The organism is Sphingobium sp. BYY-5 (assembly GCF_022758885.1).
Taxonomy (GTDB): domain Bacteria; phylum Pseudomonadota; class Alphaproteobacteria; order Sphingomonadales; family Sphingomonadaceae; genus Sphingobium.
Genome location: NZ_JALEBH010000001.1, coordinates 3,239,864 through 3,257,782, shown reverse-complemented (window position 1 = coordinate 3,257,782; position 17,919 = coordinate 3,239,864). Strand labels below are relative to the sequence as shown.

Sequence of the window (17,919 nt, the reverse complement as noted above, 5' to 3'; positions counted from 1 at the left end):
AGCTTTTCCGCACAAGCGGAAACGCTCCTGCTTTTGCCACCGCATTTTCCGAGCCGTCGACCGTACCGGTCAACTGGAAAATGCTCAACGATCGAGCCGACGCCCCAGTGACACCGCCAGCGAGATGAGCGGTGGCACCAGGATGATCGACAGGATCACCTTGGCGATCATCTGTCCGACCATCAGGTCCAGGATCGGCCGCTCGCCCAGGAAGGAGATGGTGATGAACAGCAAAGTGTCGACGACTTGCGAGATGACGCTGGCGATCATGCCGCGCAGCCAGACCAGCTTCCCCTCTCCGCGCGACAGCTTGGAGAAGATGAAGACGTTGAGCGTCTGCGACGCGCCGTACGAAATAAGCCCCGCCAGCATCATGCGCGAACCCTGACCCACGACGATCGGGAAAGCGTCGATCGCGGGGGGATACATGCCCGGATCATGCGGCAGCGCGATAACGATGTGGATCAGCGCGGCCGACACCAGCAGCGGCACGAAGCCCAGACGCACCAGCGTGGTCGCCGTCTTCTGGCCATGCAGTTCGGACACGGCGCTGGACAGGATCACCAGCAGCAGAAAGGCGAAAATCCCCGCCTCCACCGCCAGCGGCCCCAGCGCCACCTGCTTCACCCCCAGCACGCCGGCCATGCACACCATGCCGCCGTACAGGATGGAAAAGATGAAGAGAGAGCGGCGGATGGGCGCGGAGGTCGTAGTCATCGTCAGCCCTTACCGGGATTCGCGCGGCTGGGGAAGATAGGGACATGACCGCCGACGAGCGGAAGTGGGCTATTCATCCTCCCCTGCCAGGGGAGGATGACTGCAATCGACCATTTCCAGCCATTTATACAACCGTCACCCCGGACTTGATCCGGGGTCCCGCTTCTTCTCCGGTTGCGCTTAAGAAAGAAGCGGGATGCCGGGTCAAGCCCGACATGACGAAGGAAAATGAAGCGTCCACACGCCTCTAAAACGGGTCAGCCCTAAAACGGGTCAGCGATGTCCATCAGGCCCAGCAGCTTCCTGGGCGCGATCTGGCGCCAGCTTGCGTGCAGCCGTTCCGCCACATGATCCCAGTCGGTGTCGCCCAGGTCAAGACGGATGCCGACCCAGTCGACGCCGAAATAGGCGGGACGATAATAGCGCGCCGGGTCGCTTTCGATCAGCATCGCCTGTTCGTCGGGCGCGGTGGTCTTGACCAGAACGGCGATGATGCCGTCGCCATGATGATCGCGGGTGAAATAGGCGAATTTCTTGCCCTTGACGATACCGAAGCAGGGCATCCCGTGTGAGACGATCTCGTCCGCCTGCGGCAGCGCCAGCGCGGCTTCGCGCACCTTGTTCAGCAGCCAGTCGGGCTGGCGCTCGCGGGTGACGAAATCGGCCAGGGTGCGGGAATAAAGCTGATGCTCCGCGATCAGGATACGCGCGGCGAGGCTGTCGGCGCTGTCGCCGGGCAGGATCGCGACCGGGGTCTGCCCCAGCACCGGGCCATCGTCCAGTTCGGCCGTGACGATATGGACCGAACAGCCGGCATGGGCATCGCCTGCGTCGATGGCGCGCTGGTGCGTGTCGAGGCCCTTATATTTGGGCAGCAAGCTGGGATGGATATTGAGCATCCGGTTTTCCCAGCCGGACACGAATTCGGGGGAGAGCAGGCGCATATAGCCGGCGAGCGCGACATATTGCGCGCCCGCCTCGCGCAATTGCGCGTCGATGATCCGGTCGAATTCGGCGCGCTTCATTCCCTTGTGGCTCTGGCCGAAGGTCGCGATCCCTTCGGCGGCGGCAAGCGTCAACCCGGCGGCATCGGGATCATTGGCGGCGACCAGCACGATCTCATAGGGACAGCTCTCCGCCTTCGCCGCATAGAGCAAGGCGGCCATGTTGGAGCCACGGCCGGAAATCAGGACTGCGACTTTTGCCTTGTTCATACCCAACCCCGTTTGGTTCGAGCTTGTCGAGAACCCTGCGCGCCGTTCTCGACAAGCTCGAACCGAACGGAGGTTGTGTGTGAGGATCAGCCCAGATGCGTCGCCGACCAGTCGGCCTGCGCGCTCCATGTTTCCTGGCTGCCCTTAACGGTGCAGCCTTTGTCGCCCGCCTCGACCGCGCCGATGCGGAAGACGGTTTCGCCCGCGTCCTCCAGCGCCTTGGTCACGGCAGCGACATGCGCGTCATCCACGGCCAGCACCATGCCGACGCCGCAGTTGAAGGTGCGCGCCATTTCCTCCGGCTCGATATGGCCCTGCGCCTGGAGGAAGGCCATCAGCCGGGGCTGTGCCCACGCATCGGCGTCCACCGTGGCATGGGCGCCGTCAGGCAGGACGCGCGGGATATTTTCCAGCAGGCCGCCGCCGGTGATATGGGCCAGCGCATTGATGAGGCCCGCGCGCACCAGCGGCAGCAGGCTCTTCACATAGATGCGGGTCGGCGCCATCAGCGCGTCGATCAGCAGCACTTCATTGTCGAAGATCGCCGGGCGATCGAGCTTCCAGCCCTTGTCGGCGGCGAGGCGGCGAACCAGCGAGAAACCGTTGGAATGGACACCCGACGAAGCGAGACCCAGCAGCACGTCGCCGGCCTTCACCCTGTTGCCGGTCAGCGCCTTGCTGCGTTCCACCGCACCGACGCAGAAGCCGGCCAGATCATAGTCGCCATCGGCATACATGCCCGGCATTTCGGCGGTCTCGCCGCCGATCAGGGCGCAGCCCGCGATCCGGCAGCCTTCGGCGATGCCAGCAATGACGCGCTCGGCAACGCCGCTCTCCAGCTTGCCGGTGGCGTAATAATCCAGGAAGAAAAGCGGCTCGGCGCCCTGTACGATCAGGTCGTTGGCGCACATGGCGACCAGGTCGATGCCCACGCCGTCATGGCGATCATGGTCGATCGCCAGCTTCAGCTTGGTGCCCACGCCGTCATTGGCCGCGACCAGCAGCGGGTCGTCATAGCCGGCGGCCTTGAGGTCGAAAAAGCCGCCGAAGCCGCCCAGTTCGGCGTCGGCGCCGGGGCGGCGGGTGGCCTTGGCCAGCGGGGCGATGGCACGGACAAGGGCGTTGCCCGCGGCGATATCAACGCCAGCCTTGGCGTAGCTGTAGGATTCGTTCTCGCTCATGATCCCGGCCCCTAGAGCAAAGGGGCAAAAAGGGGAACCTTCGATGTTGCGGGAAGTCGCCCTGGGTGGAATGGTGCGCCACCACAAATCCTCCCCTGGCAGGGGAGGTGGATGGCCGAAGGCCAGACGGAGGGGTGTCACCCTATCGACAGCGGGACACCCCTCCACGTCCCCCTCCCCTTGCAGGGGAGGATTTTATGGGCGACTGAACTCAGGGCGAATGGAGGGGGAATGGGTCGAGCCGCGAAGGTTGCCGCTTGGCATGTCGGGCAAATCCCGCCAAAAGGGCGCGCGTGAGTTTGAGCCAGACCCTTGCCCGCCCCTTCCGGTCCCTTAGGCCGTTCCAGTCCGGCGCCGCGCTGCGCCTGTTCTCGCGGCCCGTCCAGATAGCGATCGCCATCGGCATCGGCCTGGGTGCCGCGGCCCTGTTCGCGCAGATGGAGGGGGAACGCGGCGTGCCGCCCATCGCCAGCGGCGGCGATTTCGAAGTGCGCGACGTGAAGGTCGACGTCTATGCCAAGGATGCCGACAGCGCCCGCTATGCCGGCTGGCGCATGGCGCAGCGGCAGGCGTGGCGGATGCTCTGGACCCGCACCCATGGGGACGGTGGCGCACCGGCCCTGTCCGATTCGCAGCTCGAAGCGATGATATCGGGCATCGAGGTCGAATATGAACAGTCCGGCCCCAACCGCTATGTCGCGACGCTGGGCATCCTGTTCGACCGCGCCCGCACCGGCCAGTTGCTGGGCGTGTCGGGCAATGTCATGCGATCGCCGCCGCTGCTGGTCATTCCGGTGCTGTGGGACGGCGGATCGGCCGTGTCCTATGAGCGGATCAATGAATGGCAGAAGGCCTGGGCGCGTTACCGCACCGGCGACAGCGCGATCGACTATGTCCGCGTCGCGGGGTCTATCGCCGACCCGATTCTGCTGAACGCCGGCCAGACCGGACGGCGCGGACGCCTCTGGTGGCGGGTGCTGCTCGACCAATATGGCGCGGCGGACGTGGTGATCCCGATCGTGCGGCTCGACCGCGCCTATCCCGGCGGTCCCGTCACCGGCACCTTCACCGCGCGTTACGGTCCCGACAACAGCCTGATCGGCAGCGCCACGCTGCGCGCGTCCAACGACAGCGGTATCCCGCAGATGATGGACGAAGGCGCCCGCCGGATCGACGAGCTTTATATCCGCGCGCTCAATGACGGCCGCCTGCGCCCCGACGCCTCGCTCGTCATCGAAACGCCGGTCGATCCCAGGGCGCTGGCGATCGAGAGCGCGACCGAAGCACCAATCGAGGCCATCGACCAGCCCACGGTGGCGAGCGGTACGACGAGCTTCTCGATCCAGTTCGACACGCCCGATGTCGGATCGGTCGGCGCGGGCGAATCGGCGGTGCGTGGCATCCCCGGCGTCCGCTCGGCCGCGACCAGCAGCCTGGCGCTGGGCGGCACATCGGTCATGCAGGTCAGCTTCGAAGGCACGGTGGAGACCTTGCGCGCCGGGTTGCAGGCGCGCGGCTATCAGGTCGCCGTTTCGGGCACGACCCTGCGGATCACGCGGCGGCAGGCATCCCCGCCGTCGCAATGAGCCAGATCAGCCTGCCCTTCGAATGGCATGCCAGCGGTGGGGACGCCGCGGGCGCGGGCGATTTCCTGGTCAGCGACGCCAACCGCCTGGCCGTCGCCCATCTGGAACGCTGGCGCGACTGGCCGCTGTCGGTCAGCGTGCTGACCGGTCCGCCGCTATCCGGCCGTTCGACCCTGGCCGGTCATTTCGCGCAGATGAGCGGGGGCGAGATTATCGATGACGCCCAGGGGAAGAGCGCCGGGCAGGACGAACATTATCTGTTCCACGCCTGGAACGAGGCGCAGACGCACCGCCGCCCGCTGCTGATGATCGGCCATGCGCCGCCCGCAAGCTGGACCGTGGCGCTGCCCGACCTGCGATCGCGCCTTGCCGCAGTCCCTCATATTGCGATCGAGGAACCGGACGAAGCGCTGGCGCGCGCGCTCATCTGCCGCGCTTTCGACCTCGCCGGGGCCAGCTACGCGCCCGATGTGCCTGACTGGCTGCTGCGCCGGGTCGAGCGCCGTTATGGCGCGATCGCGGAGGTGACGCGACTGCTCGACCGGGAGGCACTGTCATCCGGTCGTAAGATTTCCGTCGCAATGGCGAAAGAGACCCTGCAATCTGCGGGCTTTTTGCCTATAGTGCCGCCCGATCCTTCCACCGACCAGCGCGAGTAATCCGTGGCCGAAGCCGATCCCATTGCCAGCCTTTCGCCAACCGGCGAGCGCTATTTCAACCGCGAGCTGTCCTGGCTGGCCTTCAACCAGCGCGTGCTGGAAGAGGCGATGAACCGCGCCCATCCCTTGCTGGAGCGGCTGCGTTTCCTGTCCATTTCGGGCGCGAATCTCGACGAATTCTTCTCCGTCCGCGTCGCCGGCCTCAAAGGGCAGCAGTTGCAGGATGTCGACATGCGTTCGGCCGACGGGCTGACCCCGGCGCAGCAGCTCGGCGCCATCACCGACGCCACCGACACATTGATGCAGGCCCAGCAGAAGGTCTGGGGCGCGCTCCATGGCGAACTGGTGCAGGTCGGCGTTGAGGTGATCGGTCCTTCGGCTGACCTGGATGCCGAATGCAGCCAGTGGCTGCGCGAGCATTTCCTGACGCAGATATTCCCGATCCTGACGCCCCAGGCGCTGGACCCGGCGCACCCCTTCCCCTTCATCCCCAATCAGGGGCTGTCGATCGTCTTCGACCTGGAACGGCTGTCGGACAAGCAGCCGATCCGCGAGCTGGTGATGATCCCCTCCTCGCTCGCCCGCTTCGTCCGCATCCCCGACGACCCGGCGCGCTACATGGCGCTGGAGGCGGTGATTCGCCGCTTTTCCGCCGATCTCTTCCCCGGATATCGCGTCCGCAACAGTGGCGTGTTCCGCATCATCCGCGACAGCGACATCGAGATTGAGGAAGAGGCGGAGGATCTGGTCCGCTATTTCCGCAGCGCCATCAAGCGCCGCCGTCGCGGCCGCGTGATCCGCATGGAGATAGAGGAACGCATCCCCGAACCAGTCGAGGAGATGTTGCAGGACATGCTCCAGGGCCATGAGGCGAGCGTGGTCGAGGTGGAAGGTTTCATCGGCATCGGCGACCTTTCCGGCATCGTCGATGCCGACCGCCCCGACCTGAAATTCGAACCCTATGTGCCCCGTTTCCCTGAGCGCATCCGCGAATATGGCGGTGACTGTTTCGCCGCGATCCGCGCCAAGGACATCGTCGTCCACCATCCCTATGAGGCGTTCGACGTCGTCATCTCCTTCCTGAAGCAGGCAGCGTCCGACCCCGATGTGGTCGCGATCAAGCAGACGCTCTACCGCGCGGGCAAGCAGTCCGCGATCATCCGCGCGCTGATCGACGCGGCGGAGGCGGGCAAGTCCGTGACCGCCGTGGTCGAGCTGAAGGCCCGTTTCGACGAGGAACAGAATCTGATGTGGGCCGACGCGCTGGAGCGCGCGGGCGTACAGGTCGTCTATGGCTTCATCGACTGGAAGACCCATGCCAAAGTCTCCATGGTCATCCGGCGCGAGGGCGAGCAGTTCCGCAGCTACTGCCATTTCGGCACCGGCAATTATCATCCGATCACCGCGCGCATCTATACGGACCTGAGTTTCTTCACCGCCGATCCGGCCTATAGCCGGGACGCAGCGGCGTTGTTCAATTACATCACCGGCTATGTCGAACCCCAGCATCTGGAGAAGCTGGTCATATCGCCGCGCGACCTGCGCGATACGTTGTGCGCCTGCATCGATGCGGAAATCGACCATGTCCGCGCCGGGCGGCCGGGAACCATCTGGGCCAAGATGAATAGTCTGGTCGACCCGGCGATCATCGAGAAACTCTATGCGGCCAGCAATGCAGGCGTCCAGATCGACCTTATCATCCGTGGCATCTGCTGCCTGCGTCCCGGCGTGCCGGGCATGTCGGAAAATATCCGGGTGAAGTCGGTGGTCGGCCGCTTCCTGGAACATAGCCGCATCACCGTGTTCGGCAACGGCAAGGCGCTGCCCAACAATGGCGCGAAGGTCTATATCAGTTCGGCCGACTGGATGCCGCGCAACTTCGACCGTCGCGTCGAATTTCTGGCGCCGGTGGAAAATGCGACCGTCCATGACCAGATTCTCGACCAGGTGATGGTCGCCAACCTGATCGATAGCGAACAGAGTTGGGAACTGGACCGCGACGGGCAATATCACCGGCTGGAACCGGGCGACAAGCCGTTCAACCTGCACCGCTATTTCATGACCAACCCATCGCTGTCCGGGCGCGGGGCGGCGTTCGACAATGAAGCCGTGCCGATCCTGCGCCTGCGCGGAAGGGTTTGAGCCTGATGAACTCGATGCTGAGCCGTGTCCGCGCCGCAGCCGAAACCATGGCGACATCGCCCGAACCAGCCCATGCGCGCACCGCCATCATCGACATCGGCTCCAACAGCGTGCGCCTGGTCGTCTATGACGGGCCGCGCCGCATCCCCTTCATCCTCTTCAATGAAAAAGTGATGGCGGGCCTGGGCGCCTCACTGGCGAAGACAGGCGCGATGGAACCGGACGCCATGGATCGCGGCCTGCGCGCGGTGGGTCGCTTCGCCCATCTCTGCCAGGCGATGAAGGTGACGGACATACGCTGCGTCGCCACCGCCGCCGTGCGCGACGCCACCAATGGCGCCGAATTCATCGCCCGCGCCAGGGATATGGGCCTCACCGTCGAACTGCTGTCCGGCGCGCAGGAGGCGATCGGCGCGGCGATGGGCGTGCTGTCCGGCATCCCGGATGCGGACGGCATCGTCGGCGATCTGGGCGGCGGCAGCCTGGAACTGGCGCGGGTGCGGGGCGGCGCGATCGAACAGACCATCTCGCTGCCGCTTGGCGTGCTGCGCCTGCCGCAGATCCGCGTCAAGGGACCGCGTGCGCTGGAGCGGACCGTCGCCAAGATGCTCGACAAGGCTGGCTGGCGGCCCGAACCGGACCTACCCTTCTACCTGGTCGGGGGATCGTGGCGCGCCCTCGCCCGGTTCGACATGCAGCTTACCCATTTCCCGCTGCCCGTCATCCATCAATATGAGATGAGCGCCGCTCGCGCCGAGCAACTGACCCGCATCGTGTCCCATGTCGACAAGGCGCGCCTGAAGCAGATCCCGGCCATGACCGGATCGCGCGTGCCGACCCTGCCCGATGCGGCGGCTTTGCTGTCGGTGGTGGTGCGTCAGCTCAAATCCGCGCGCATGATCGTTTCGGCCTATGGCCTGCGCGAAGGGCTGCTCTACGAAGCGCTGCCCGACGACATTCGCGCCCATGATCCGCTGCTCGTCGCCGCCGAGGCGGAGGGGGAGGCGCAGGCGCGCTTTCGCGGCCATGGCGACCGTATCGACCGCTGGATCGCGCCGCTCTTCCCCGACGATGACGCCGCCGCGCGCCGCATCCGCCGCGCCGCCTGCCTGCTCGCCGACGTCAGTTGGCGCGCCAATCCCGATTTCCGCGCCGAACGCGGCGTGGAGATCGCGCTGCACAGCAACTGGGTCGGCATCACCGCGATCGAACGGGCGATGCTGGGACAGGCGCTGTACAGTCATTTCGGCGGCGGCCTGTCCGCCCCGCCGGACCTCGACAATATCGCCGGGCCCGAAGCCCTGCGCCGCGCCGCGCTTTGGGGGCTGGCGATCCGCCTGGCTCAGCGGCTTTCAGGCGGCGTCGAAGGCCCGCTCGCCATTTCCTACCTGGAACGCCATGGCGATCGCATCGACCTCCATCTGCGCGACGAGGACGCCGACCTCTACGGCGAAGCAGTGGAACGCCGCCTGCGCCACCTCGCCCAGGCGATGGGCGTGAAATATGCGATATTGGGCGGACAAGGCAGGGACGTCGCCAGTTAGAGCGTGCTGCCTTAAATCGGGATCACCTTACCTCCGTTCGCCCTGAGCTTGTCGAAGGGCCATTCTTTCTTGAAGAGAAGGGCGGGGCTTCGACAAGCTCAGCCCGAACGGTTCTTATTTAAAGCTCGATGTTCTAGGTAAACGGGATGCTTGGGGTGGTTATCCGATCTCTGATCCCCCAATCGTCATCCCCGCACGGACCATGCGTCGCGTCGCTGGCGCGTAAGTGTCGCGTCCCTGTTGCTTCGGCGTCGCTTTCCTGGCGCGATTCCCGCAAATCGGGACAAAAATAGCCCCACGACACTGTGAACTTCGACTGTCGCGTCCCGACAGGATAATCAGCCCCTTTCTTTCGTCCCCTTCGATCCCCATAGAGATCAGCGATGACCGACATTCCCGCACCCGCGCCAGAGTCCGCGATCGAGATCCGCAACCTCACCAAGGTCTATAAGGGTGGCAAGCGCGCGCTCGACGGAATCAATCTCTCCATTCCGCGCGGGCAGATCTACGGCCTGCTGGGACCGAACGGCGCGGGCAAGTCGACCACGATCAACATCCTGGCCGGCATGGTGAACAAGACCGAGGGCGACGTGCGCATCTGGGGCTTCGATATCGACGCCAACCCGCGCAACGCGAAGAACAGCATCGGCATCGTGCCGCAGGAAATCGTGTTCGACCCCTTCTTCACCCCGTTCGAGACGCTCGACAATCAGGCCGGCTTCTACGGCGTGCCCAAGGATAAGCGCCGGTCGATGGAATTGCTGCGCGCGGTCCATCTGGAGGACAAGGCGCACGCCTATGCCCGCACCCTGTCGGGCGGCATGAAGCGCCGCCTGCTGGTGGCCAAGGCGATGGTCCACAGCCCGCCGATCCTGGTGCTGGACGAGCCGACCGCGGGCGTCGACGTGCAACTGCGCCAGCAGCTCTGGGCCTATGTGCGCGAACTCAATGCGCAGGGCGTGACGATCGTGCTGACCACGCACTATCTGGAGGAAGCCGAGCAACTGTGCGACCGCATCGGCATCATCAACCATGGCAAGGTCATCACCGACAAGCCGACCCGCGAACTGCTGGCGATGGCGCAGGAAAAGGTGGTGCAGGTGACGGTCGACCGCGACGTGACCGTAACGCCAGATGCCCCCTGCTTCGAAAAGATCGAGCTGTCGGGCGATCGTACGCTGACCATCACCTATATGAAGGACCGCGCCAATGCCGGCCAGGTGCTGAGCGCGGTGCAGGCCAGCGGCCTGTCGATCGTCGACGTGGTGACGCGCGACCCGGACCTTGAGGATGTGTTCCTGAATCTGACGGCGGCTGCTTAAAGCATTCGTTATTTCCCCGTTCGCCCTGAGCTTGTCGAAGGGCTGTACTTTTTTGAAGAAAAGGACTGGGCTTCGACAGGCTCAGCCCGAACGGAAATAGAAAAGCGCTAGGACGAAGATGCCCACCACCACCCATGACGTTGTCATCATCGGTTCCGGCGCGGCCGGGCTGACAGCCGCCATCAACCTCGCGCAGGACCGCAAGGTGCTGGTGCTGGCCAAGGGCGCGCTCGATGGCGGATCGACCAACTGGGCGCAGGGCGGCATTGCCGCCGTACTCGACGCAGGTGACAGTTTCGAGGCGCATATCCACGACACGATGGTCGCGGGCGCGGGCCTCAATGACCGCGCGACCGTCGAGTTCGTCGTGTCCGAAGCCCCCGCCGCGATCGACCGGCTGGCGGCGCTGGGCGTCCCCTTCAACGGCGGGGAGGAATTTGGCGAACGCTGGCACCTGACTCGCGAGGGCGGGCACAGCCACCGCCGCATCGTCCATGTCGACGACGCCACCGGCCATGCGGTGCAGGTCGCCTTGCTCAAGGCCGCACGCGCCAATCCGAACATCATACTGATGGAGGATATGGTCGCGATCGACCTCATCACCTCCCGCCATGGCGAGCGCTATTCGGGCGACGGTCATGTCTGGGGCGTCTATGCCTTCAACAAGAAGACGAAGCGGGTCGATGCGCTGCTGGGCCGCGCGACGATCCTCTGCACGGGCGGCGCGGGGCGCACCTATCTCTTCTCCACCGCGCCGCGCGGCGCGACCGGCGACGGCATCGCCATGGCCTGGCGCGCGGGCTGCCGCGTGTCGAACATGGAGATGAACCAGTTCCACCCGACCTGCCTCTATAATCTGGAGGTCAAGAATTTCCTGATTACCGAAGCCGTGCGCGGCGAAGGCGGTCATCTGAAACTCCCCCCCGGCGTGCCGGGCGGCGGCGAGCGCTTCATGCCGCGCTTCGACCCGCGTGAGGAACTGGCGCCGCGCGACGTGGTGGCCCGCGCCATCGACCATGAGATCAAGCGGCTGGGCCTCGACTATGTCCATCTGGATATCAGTCACAAAGACCCCGACTTTGTGAAGCATCACTTCCCGACCATCTACGCCCGGCTGCTGGACCTGGACATCGACATCACCAAGGAACCGATCCCGGTCGTCCCGGCCCAGCATTATACCTGCGGCGGCGTCGTCATCGACCTGGACGGCCGCACCGACCTGCCCGGCCTCTATGCGGCGGGCGAAGTGAGCGAAAGCGGGCTGCACGGCGCCAATCGCCTGGCGTCCAACTCACTGCTGGAATGTTTCGTCTTCGGCGAAGCGGCGGCCAGGCATATCCGCGCCCATTGGGACGAGCTTCCCGCCCCGCCGCCGATCCAGCCATGGGACGAAAGCCGCGTCACCAATTCGGACGAGGAAGTCATCGTCCAGCATAACTGGAAGGAAATTCGCCGCTTCATGTGGGATTATGTGGGCATCGTCCGCACCACCAAGCGGCTGGAGCGCGCGCAGCATCGCATCGACCTGCTGTCCAGGGAAGTGGACGAATATTACGGCAATTTCCGCGTGACGTCCGACCTCATCGAACTGCGCAACCTGCTGGAAGTCGCGCGGCTGGTGGTGCGCTCGGCGCTCCACCGCAAGGAAAGCCGTGGGCTGCACTATACGCTGGATTATCCCGAAACGCTGCCGAACGCGGTCGATACGGTGCTGACGCCGTGAATGCCCTCACCGCTCCGTTCGCTTCTCGACTACGCTCGAAGCGAACGGAAATTGGTCCGCCCCACAGCTTGACGCATGTCAGACTGTCAGAAAATCCTTGAGCGCCGCGTTGAAGCGGGCAGGCTGGTCGCCCATCACCATATGGCCACTGGGGCCGATCGCCTTGAGCAGCGCGTCCTTCTTGGGGGCATAGGCGGCCCGGAAGCGACTGGTGATGGCGGCGGCCTGTTCCGCGTCCGATCCCACCGCGTAGACGACCTCCAGCGGCGCGGCGATGCGGGGCAGTTGCGGGCCAAGATCGACATTGGCCAGGTCGCGCAGCGCGTTGGCGATGACGTCGGGATCGCTGCCCTGCGCGCCGGGCGCCTGGGCGACCATCTGCGCCAGATAGCGACGCCCCGCCGCCGTGCCGGTGAAATAGCCGCTCAGTTGATCGGCGAGGAAACCCAGACCGTTCGCCGTGCCGCCGACCATCGCCGCGCCGGCGGGGAGCATGTCGACCACCATGACGCGACCGGCAAGCCCCTTCAAACCCAGCAGCATCGACAGCGTGCCGCCCATCGAGTGACCGACGATCGCGGGACGTTTCAGACCGGCGGCCGCCACATAGCGGGCAATCTCATCGGCTATCGGCTGGAGCAACGCGCCGCTGGCATTGGCATCCGGCGCAAGGCCGGCAAAGCCGCGCACATGGACCAGATGGAAACGATAGCCCGGCAATGCGCCCAGCACGCCGTTCCAGATACCCGGACCACTGGCGAGGCCGGGGATCAGCAGCACGTCGCCCCCTGCCCCGCGCACGGTCATGGCGATACGGCGCGACGCGAAGGGGGCCGCCCATGCGGGGGCGGCGGCCGACATCGCTCCGGCCGCCAACGCTCCCAGCACCAACCGCCGCCTGTCCAGTTCCATTGTCATGGTGCCGCTATTGCCCGTCCGCCGCTGAACCGCAACTGAGCGACCGCTGCCCACGATCAAGGGGTTGCACCGTTCAGCCTCCTTACATCGCATTTGTAGAATCGTTCATCGCATGAGTCTTGCCGGACACACGGGGGACCACCCCTAATGGAACCATAAAGTGCGGGGACGCGAATGATATCGAACGAAAACCGGGGCGGGTCCGCGCGCCTCGTCCTGTTGATGGCGGCTTTGTCTGCCTGCGTGAGCGCACCCGAACCGCCGCCTGCCCAGGCCGCATCGGTCCCGCCACGCAGGGCGCAACCGACCACAAACAACTGGCCGATCAGGCCGGTCGCCAATCCGCCGCAACCCTATCGCGACGTCGATCAAAACGAAGCGCCTCCCCCGGCGCTGGTGCATGTGGTGCGCAACCTGGGGCAGAGCTTCAACGGCAGGGTCGGGATCGCCGTCCGCCGCATCGGCGCGGACTGGACCGTCGCCTGGAACGGCAACCTCCTCTTCCCGCAGCAGAGCGTGTCGAAGCTGTGGGTGTCGATGACCTTCCTCGACGCGGTCGACAGGGGCAAGCTGCGCCTGGCCGATACCGCCACCATCACCCGTAGCGACCTGACCCTGTTCCATCAGCCGTCTGCGGCCATGCTGCAAAATGGAAGCTGGACCACCAGCTATTCGGACCTGATGCGCCGGGCGATGACGCAGAGCGACAATACCGCCAACGACACGCTGCTGCGCGCGGTCGGCGGGCCGGACGCGGTGCGCGGCTATCTGGCGCGGCGGATGATAAAGGATATCCGTTTCGGGCCGGGCGAGCGGCTGCTGCAATCGGCGACCGCAGGTCTCGACTGGCGGCAGGATTATTCGATCGGCCGCAATTTCTACGCCGCCCGCGCCAGGCTGCCCATGTCGGTGCGCGTGAAGGCGCTCGACAATTATCTCGCCAGCCCGCCGGACGGCGCAGCGCCTTCCTCCATTGTCCAGGCGCTGGCCAAGTTGAAGCAGGGCGACATGCTCTCCTCCCCCTCTTCCCGGCTGCTGATGTCGATCATGTCGGAAGCGAAGACCGGGCCGCAACGGATCAAGGGCGGCGTGCCGCCGGGCTGGTCCTATCTGCACAAGACCGGCACGGGGCAGGAGCTGCCGCCGCGCTCGACCGGCTTTAACGACATCGGCATCATGACCGCGCCGGACGGCACCAGCTATGCGGTGGCGGTGATGATCGGATCGACCACCGTGCCGATCCCGGAACGCTGGGCGCTGATGCAGGCGGTGGCCAAGGCGGTGGCGGCCAATCACGAGACGCGCTGAAGCCGCGCTCAGAAACGGCGGGCGATACCCAGATAGACTTCGCTGTCCGGGCTGTCCTCATTCAGTCCGATATTGAGGCCAATGTCGAACTGGATGGCGTCCGACGGTTGCCAGGCGAGCGACAGGCCACCCAGCGCCTGCGTGCTGTGACCGTCGGGATCGTCATCGCGCATCAGAGACGTCTCGACCGTCGCTGACAATGTCTCCCCCAATGCCATGCCCAGCCCGATGACGCTGCCAAAAGCGAGATGACGGCCGTCGCCATCTTCATCGATCGCCACGTCGGCCTCCGGCGTCAGGCCGAGTGACAGGCCCGCGCCCAGATCGAAGCTGATCGGCACCAGCAGCCCCGCGCCCCAATCCCCCGCCCCGATCGCCGCGCCACCCACCGGTGCGGTCGCATAGGGCATGACGGCGATCGAAAAGCCGGAACCGTCGGGGCTTCGCAGATTCTGCAACAGTGCGACACGCACGTCGCCGACGCCGTCGCTCCGGTCTATCAGGCCGCTGATCCGGTCGCGCGAGCGGACATGGCCATAAGCGGTCCAACCCAACTGCGCCTCCAGACTGTCGGTCAGGCCGACGCGCATCAGCAGCTCACCGGCTTCCATCGTGTCGGTGCGGCTCTGCGCATCGCTTTCGCGCGTCCAGTCGCCCAACCCCAATTCCATGACGATGCGCCCCGGCTCCACCGTGCAGGGCGGGGTGCCAAGGCCCGGCCGATCCGCGCACAATGCGCGCTCCTCCTGCGCATGAGCCGATGCCGGAGCGAGAAACAGTCCCGCCAGAACCATCGCAATGCGCGCCTTCATAAGGCCCCCTAGTGGATTGATTTTGACATTTGCATTCCCTGGCGGTTGGGATGGGTCTGCAAATGTCAAAATCGTAAAATCCACTAGAAACAAATATTTCTAGTGGTCCGAGGAGATTCTGACATTCGAGAACCACCTAGCCTCAAGCGGTGTCCAATGTCAGAATCGGACCACTAGCTTTCCGCTTGTGCCTGCACCCGTACAAGAAACCGGACGGAAGCAATAGTGCGTGCCTGAGGGAATAAACAGCGGTCCGCGTGCGTATGCCGGGGATGAACGCACCTTCTCGCTTCTCCAACGATCGCAATGTCATCGCTTTCCGTCCCGGCCTTCCCGGCCGGAAGCCAATCCGCGTCGCACTCTTTTCGGGCAATTATAACTGTGTGCGCGATGGCGCGAACCGGGCGCTCAATCGGCTGGTCGGCCATCTTCTGTACAAGGCCGGCATGGATGTGCGCATCTATTCGCCGACCGCACCCAGGCCCGCGTTTCAATCGGTGGGAGAGGTGCGATCGGTTCCTTCGCTCGCCATTCCGGGCCGCCCCGAATATCGCGTCGCCATCGGCCTGACATCCGGAGTAAGGCGCGACCTCGACGACTTCGCGCCCGATATCGTGCATCTGTCCTGCCCCGATCGGCTGGGGCGGCAGGCGCAGAAATATGCCCGCGCCCACAACATCCCGGTGGTGGCGAGCCTGCACACACGGTTCGAGACCTATCTCGATTATTATCGCCTTTCCTTCCTGCGCGGGACGATCGAGCGCTATCTCGACCGTTTCTATGGCGACGCCGACCTGATCCTCGCCCCCACCGCGCCGATCCGGGACGAGATGGCGGTGGTGCATGGCGCGGATCGCCTGGCCGTATGGGGCCGGGGTATCGATCCGCGCGATTTTGCGCCGACCCTGCGCGATCCCGCCTTCCGCGCCGCTCATGGCTATGAGGAAGGCGATATCGTGCCGCTCTTCTTCGGGCGGCTGGTGCTGGAAAAGGGGTTGGGCGTCTTCACCGACGCGATCGCCGCGATCCGGGCGCAGGGCCATCATGTCCGGCCGCTGATCGTCGGCGAAGGACCGGCCCGGTCCTGGCTGGCGCAGCGCTTGCCCAACGCCACCTTCACCGGCCATATGAGCGGCGCCGACCTGGGCCGCGCCGTAGCGAGCGCCGACCTGCTCATCAACCCCAGCGTCACCGAAGCGTTCGGCAACGTCAATCTGGAGGCGATGGCGTCGGGCCTGGCGGTTCTGTCGGCCGATGTACCAAGCGCCACCGCGCTGATCGACCATGGCCACACCGGCCTGTTGCTGCAGCCCACCGACTCGCACGCCTATGCGGAAGCGGCGATCGGGCTGATGAACGATCGGCGCCGGCTGACCGCACTGCGCCAGGCGGCGGCGGACGCGGCGGCCAGGCATCGTTGGGAGGATGTGCTGGATAGCGTGGCGCAGGCCTATGCCCGCCTGCTGCCGCACAAGGGCTCACCAGCCGCGCTCCCGGCTTGCGCGCCGCGGGCCGGCACGGGATAAGCAGGCGATGGACGATCAGCACGACATGGAGGCGGATCTGCGGGCAATGCGACGCTACGCCCGCGCGCTCGCGCGTGACGACCAGGATGCCGATGATGTCGTGCAGGATGCGCTGCTGCGCGCGATCGAGCGCAAGGCCACTTACCAGCCCGAACGCAGCCGCACCCGATGGCTGCTGGCGATCGTCCATAATGTCTTCGTGTCGGGCAAGCGGCGGCAGGTGGCCGAGGCGCGGCGCAACGACCGTTTCGCCGAAACCCTCCAGGCGAGCATCGACCCGCAACAGGAGGAGCATGTCCGGCTGAAGGAGATTGCGCGGGGCTTTGCCGCCCTGCCCGACGCCCAGCGCGCGGTACTGCATCTGACGGCGGTCGAGGGCATGAGCTATCAGGAAGCGGCCGACGTGCTGGGCGTGCCGATCGGCACGGTCATGTCGCGGCTGTCGCGCGCACGCGGGGCGCTGCGTGAAGGACAGACGGGAACGGCCGGGAAGCATCTTCGGCTGGTGGGAGGACGGGATGAACAATGATGTCAGCGCGTTGGAGATCGACGCCTATGTCGATAACCAGCTCGACCTTTCCCGCCGCTTCGTGGTGGAAACGCATCTGTCGCGCCATCCCGACCAGGCCGCACAGGTGATGGCGGACCTGTCTACCCGCAGCGCGCTGCAGTTGATCGTGCCCCAGCCCGGCGGCGCATCCGATAGGATGACCGAAACGGCCGCGCGGTTGCGGGCAGCGGCGCCCCGGCCATTGTGGCGCCGGTCGCTGCCGGTCGTTGGCACGCTGGCTGCGGCGGCCAGCCTGGCGCTGGTCTTCCTGCGTCCCTCAGGCCCGCCTGACTATATCGACTATGCGGTCAATTCACACCGGATCGCGATGATGCGCGCGGCAATGGTGTCGCAGGTGGAAACGCCCCATTATAACGCGCGCGAAATCGCGTCCAACACCCGGATCGCCATGCCGCATCTGCCCAAGGACTGGCGCGTGACCGACGTTCAGCTTTTCCCCACCGAGCGTGGACCGGCGCTGGTGGTGGCGGTCAGGACCAATGCGGGGGAAGATTTCTCGCTGTTTGCCCTGCGCGAGCGCAGCCGAGCGCCGGAGCGGCCCGACGCGGTGCGGGAAGGGGCTGAATCCGTCGCCTATTGGCGGCGCGGCGACATATCCTATGCACTGACCGGCAGCATCGAGCCGCAGCTGATCGACGCGACGGCGGAGGCATTGACGCGCGACTGGTCCTGAAGGCTGGAGGGGATAGCCGTTAG

At 65.4% G+C, this 17,919-nt stretch carries 15 protein-coding genes; 10 read left to right on the top strand and 5 right to left on the bottom strand.

The features are described from left to right. Nucleotides 1-84: 84 nt before the first annotated feature. The 3 genes from MOK15_RS15635 to purM all read right to left on the bottom strand — a co-directional run bounded on the left by MOK15_RS15635 (nucleotide 85) and on the right by purM (nucleotide 3,112). Nucleotides 85-717, bottom strand: a complete 633-nt coding sequence (locus MOK15_RS15635) for a queuosine precursor transporter (protein WP_242932444.1) — start codon at nucleotides 715-717, stop codon at nucleotides 85-87. A gap of 263 nt (nucleotides 718-980) precedes the next feature. After that, on the bottom strand, nucleotides 981-1,931 hold the full coding sequence (gene purN, locus MOK15_RS15630; RefSeq protein ID WP_242932443.1) for a phosphoribosylglycinamide formyltransferase: 951 nt from the start codon (nucleotides 1,929-1,931) through the stop codon (nucleotides 981-983). Nucleotides 1,932-2,017: 86 nt separating this feature from the next. Then, nucleotides 2,018-3,112, bottom strand: a complete 1,095-nt coding sequence (purM, locus tag MOK15_RS15625) for a phosphoribosylformylglycinamidine cyclo-ligase (RefSeq protein WP_242932442.1) — start codon at nucleotides 3,110-3,112, stop codon at nucleotides 2,018-2,020. A 359-nt stretch (nucleotides 3,113-3,471) separates the two neighbouring features. Between purM and MOK15_RS15620 the strand changes: the two genes are divergently transcribed. The 6 genes from MOK15_RS15620 (at nucleotide 3,472) to nadB (ending at nucleotide 12,088) form a co-directional block, all read left to right on the top strand. Beyond that, nucleotides 3,472-4,698, top strand: coding sequence for a heavy-metal-associated domain-containing protein (locus tag MOK15_RS15620; RefSeq protein ID WP_347567228.1), 1,227 nt, complete (start codon nucleotides 3,472-3,474; stop codon nucleotides 4,696-4,698). Beyond that, nucleotides 4,695-5,357, top strand: coding sequence for a chromosomal replication initiator DnaA (locus MOK15_RS15615; RefSeq protein ID WP_242932441.1), 663 nt, complete (start codon nucleotides 4,695-4,697; stop codon nucleotides 5,355-5,357). The genes MOK15_RS15620 and MOK15_RS15615 overlap by 4 nt, the downstream gene beginning before the upstream one ends. A gap of 3 nt (nucleotides 5,358-5,360) precedes the next feature. Further along, nucleotides 5,361-7,499 carry an RNA degradosome polyphosphate kinase gene (locus tag MOK15_RS15610; protein WP_242932440.1) on the top strand — a complete coding sequence of 713 codons (2,139 nt, stop codon included), beginning with the start codon at nucleotides 5,361-5,363 and terminating at the stop codon, nucleotides 7,497-7,499. Between the two features lie 5 nt (nucleotides 7,500-7,504). After that, nucleotides 7,505-9,043 (top strand): Ppx/GppA family phosphatase, encoded by a 1,539-nt coding sequence (locus MOK15_RS15605; protein WP_242932439.1) that lies wholly within the window; start codon nucleotides 7,505-7,507, stop codon nucleotides 9,041-9,043. A 383-nt stretch (nucleotides 9,044-9,426) separates the two neighbouring features. After that, nucleotides 9,427-10,365 (top strand): ABC transporter ATP-binding protein, encoded by a 939-nt coding sequence (locus MOK15_RS15600; RefSeq protein WP_242932438.1) that lies wholly within the window; start codon nucleotides 9,427-9,429, stop codon nucleotides 10,363-10,365. Between the two features lie 118 nt (nucleotides 10,366-10,483). Then, complete coding sequence (nadB, locus tag MOK15_RS15595; protein WP_242932437.1) at nucleotides 10,484-12,088, top strand: L-aspartate oxidase; 1,605 nt, start codon at nucleotides 10,484-10,486, stop codon at nucleotides 12,086-12,088. A gap of 78 nt (nucleotides 12,089-12,166) precedes the next feature. Here nadB and MOK15_RS15590 read toward each other — a convergent pair whose 3' ends face one another. After that, nucleotides 12,167-13,006 (bottom strand): alpha/beta hydrolase, encoded by an 840-nt coding sequence (locus tag MOK15_RS15590; protein ID WP_242932436.1) that lies wholly within the window; start codon nucleotides 13,004-13,006, stop codon nucleotides 12,167-12,169. Nucleotides 13,007-13,180: 174 nt separating this feature from the next. Between MOK15_RS15590 and MOK15_RS15585 the strand changes: the two genes are divergently transcribed. Then, the gene (locus MOK15_RS15585) at nucleotides 13,181-14,314 is read left to right on the top strand and encodes a serine hydrolase (protein ID WP_242932435.1); all 1,134 of its coding nucleotides are present in this window, start codon (nucleotides 13,181-13,183) and stop codon (nucleotides 14,312-14,314) included. Nucleotides 14,315-14,322: 8 nt separating this feature from the next. On the opposite strand, the gene MOK15_RS15580 is transcribed toward MOK15_RS15585, so the two are convergent. Continuing rightward, entirely contained in the window at nucleotides 14,323-15,126 is an 804-nt protein-coding gene (locus MOK15_RS15580; RefSeq protein WP_242932434.1) for a transporter, read from the bottom strand. Between the two features lie 272 nt (nucleotides 15,127-15,398). Here MOK15_RS15580 and MOK15_RS15575 point away from each other — a divergent pair, with 272 nt between their 5' ends. Genes MOK15_RS15575 through MOK15_RS15565 form a run of 3 tightly spaced genes read left to right on the top strand, consistent with a single transcriptional unit; the run spans nucleotide 15,399 to nucleotide 17,896 of the window. After that, complete coding sequence (locus MOK15_RS15575; RefSeq protein ID WP_242932433.1) at nucleotides 15,399-16,652, top strand: glycosyltransferase family 1 protein; 1,254 nt, start codon at nucleotides 15,399-15,401, stop codon at nucleotides 16,650-16,652. A gap of 7 nt (nucleotides 16,653-16,659) precedes the next feature. Then, nucleotides 16,660-17,181 (top strand): sigma-70 family RNA polymerase sigma factor, encoded by a 522-nt coding sequence (locus MOK15_RS15570; protein WP_242932432.1) that lies wholly within the window; start codon nucleotides 16,660-16,662, stop codon nucleotides 17,179-17,181. After that, on the top strand, nucleotides 17,171-17,896 hold the full coding sequence (locus MOK15_RS15565) for an anti-sigma factor (RefSeq protein WP_242932431.1): 726 nt from the start codon (nucleotides 17,171-17,173) through the stop codon (nucleotides 17,894-17,896). Before MOK15_RS15570 ends, MOK15_RS15565 begins: the two co-directional genes overlap by 11 nt. The last annotated feature ends 23 nt before the right edge of the window (nucleotides 17,897-17,919 follow it).

Coding starts and splice junctions, on each gene's coding strand:
- MOK15_RS15575 (WP_242932433.1), top strand. CDS start 15,399: ATGAACGCACCTTCTCGCTTCTCCAACGATCGCAATGTCATCGCTTTC.
- MOK15_RS15565 (WP_242932431.1), top strand. CDS start 17,171: ATGAACAATGATGTCAGCGCGTTGGAGATCGACGCCTATGTCGATAAC.
- MOK15_RS15580 (WP_242932434.1), bottom strand. CDS start 15,126: ATGAAGGCGCGCATTGCGATGGTTCTGGCGGGACTGTTTCTCGCTCCG.
- MOK15_RS15635 (WP_242932444.1), bottom strand. CDS start 717: ATGACTACGACCTCCGCGCCCATCCGCCGCTCTCTCTTCATCTTTTCC.
- purN (WP_242932443.1), bottom strand. CDS start 1,931: ATGAACAAGGCAAAAGTCGCAGTCCTGATTTCCGGCCGTGGCTCCAAC.
- nadB (WP_242932437.1), top strand. CDS start 10,484: ATGCCCACCACCACCCATGACGTTGTCATCATCGGTTCCGGCGCGGCC.
- MOK15_RS15615 (WP_242932441.1), top strand. CDS start 4,695: ATGAGCCAGATCAGCCTGCCCTTCGAATGGCATGCCAGCGGTGGGGAC.
- MOK15_RS15605 (WP_242932439.1), top strand. CDS start 7,505: ATGAACTCGATGCTGAGCCGTGTCCGCGCCGCAGCCGAAACCATGGCG.
- MOK15_RS15585 (WP_242932435.1), top strand. CDS start 13,181: ATGATATCGAACGAAAACCGGGGCGGGTCCGCGCGCCTCGTCCTGTTG.
- purM (WP_242932442.1), bottom strand. CDS start 3,112: ATGAGCGAGAACGAATCCTACAGCTACGCCAAGGCTGGCGTTGATATC.
- MOK15_RS15590 (WP_242932436.1), bottom strand. CDS start 13,006: ATGACAATGGAACTGGACAGGCGGCGGTTGGTGCTGGGAGCGTTGGCG.
- MOK15_RS15570 (WP_242932432.1), top strand. CDS start 16,660: ATGGACGATCAGCACGACATGGAGGCGGATCTGCGGGCAATGCGACGC.
- MOK15_RS15600 (WP_242932438.1), top strand. CDS start 9,427: ATGACCGACATTCCCGCACCCGCGCCAGAGTCCGCGATCGAGATCCGC.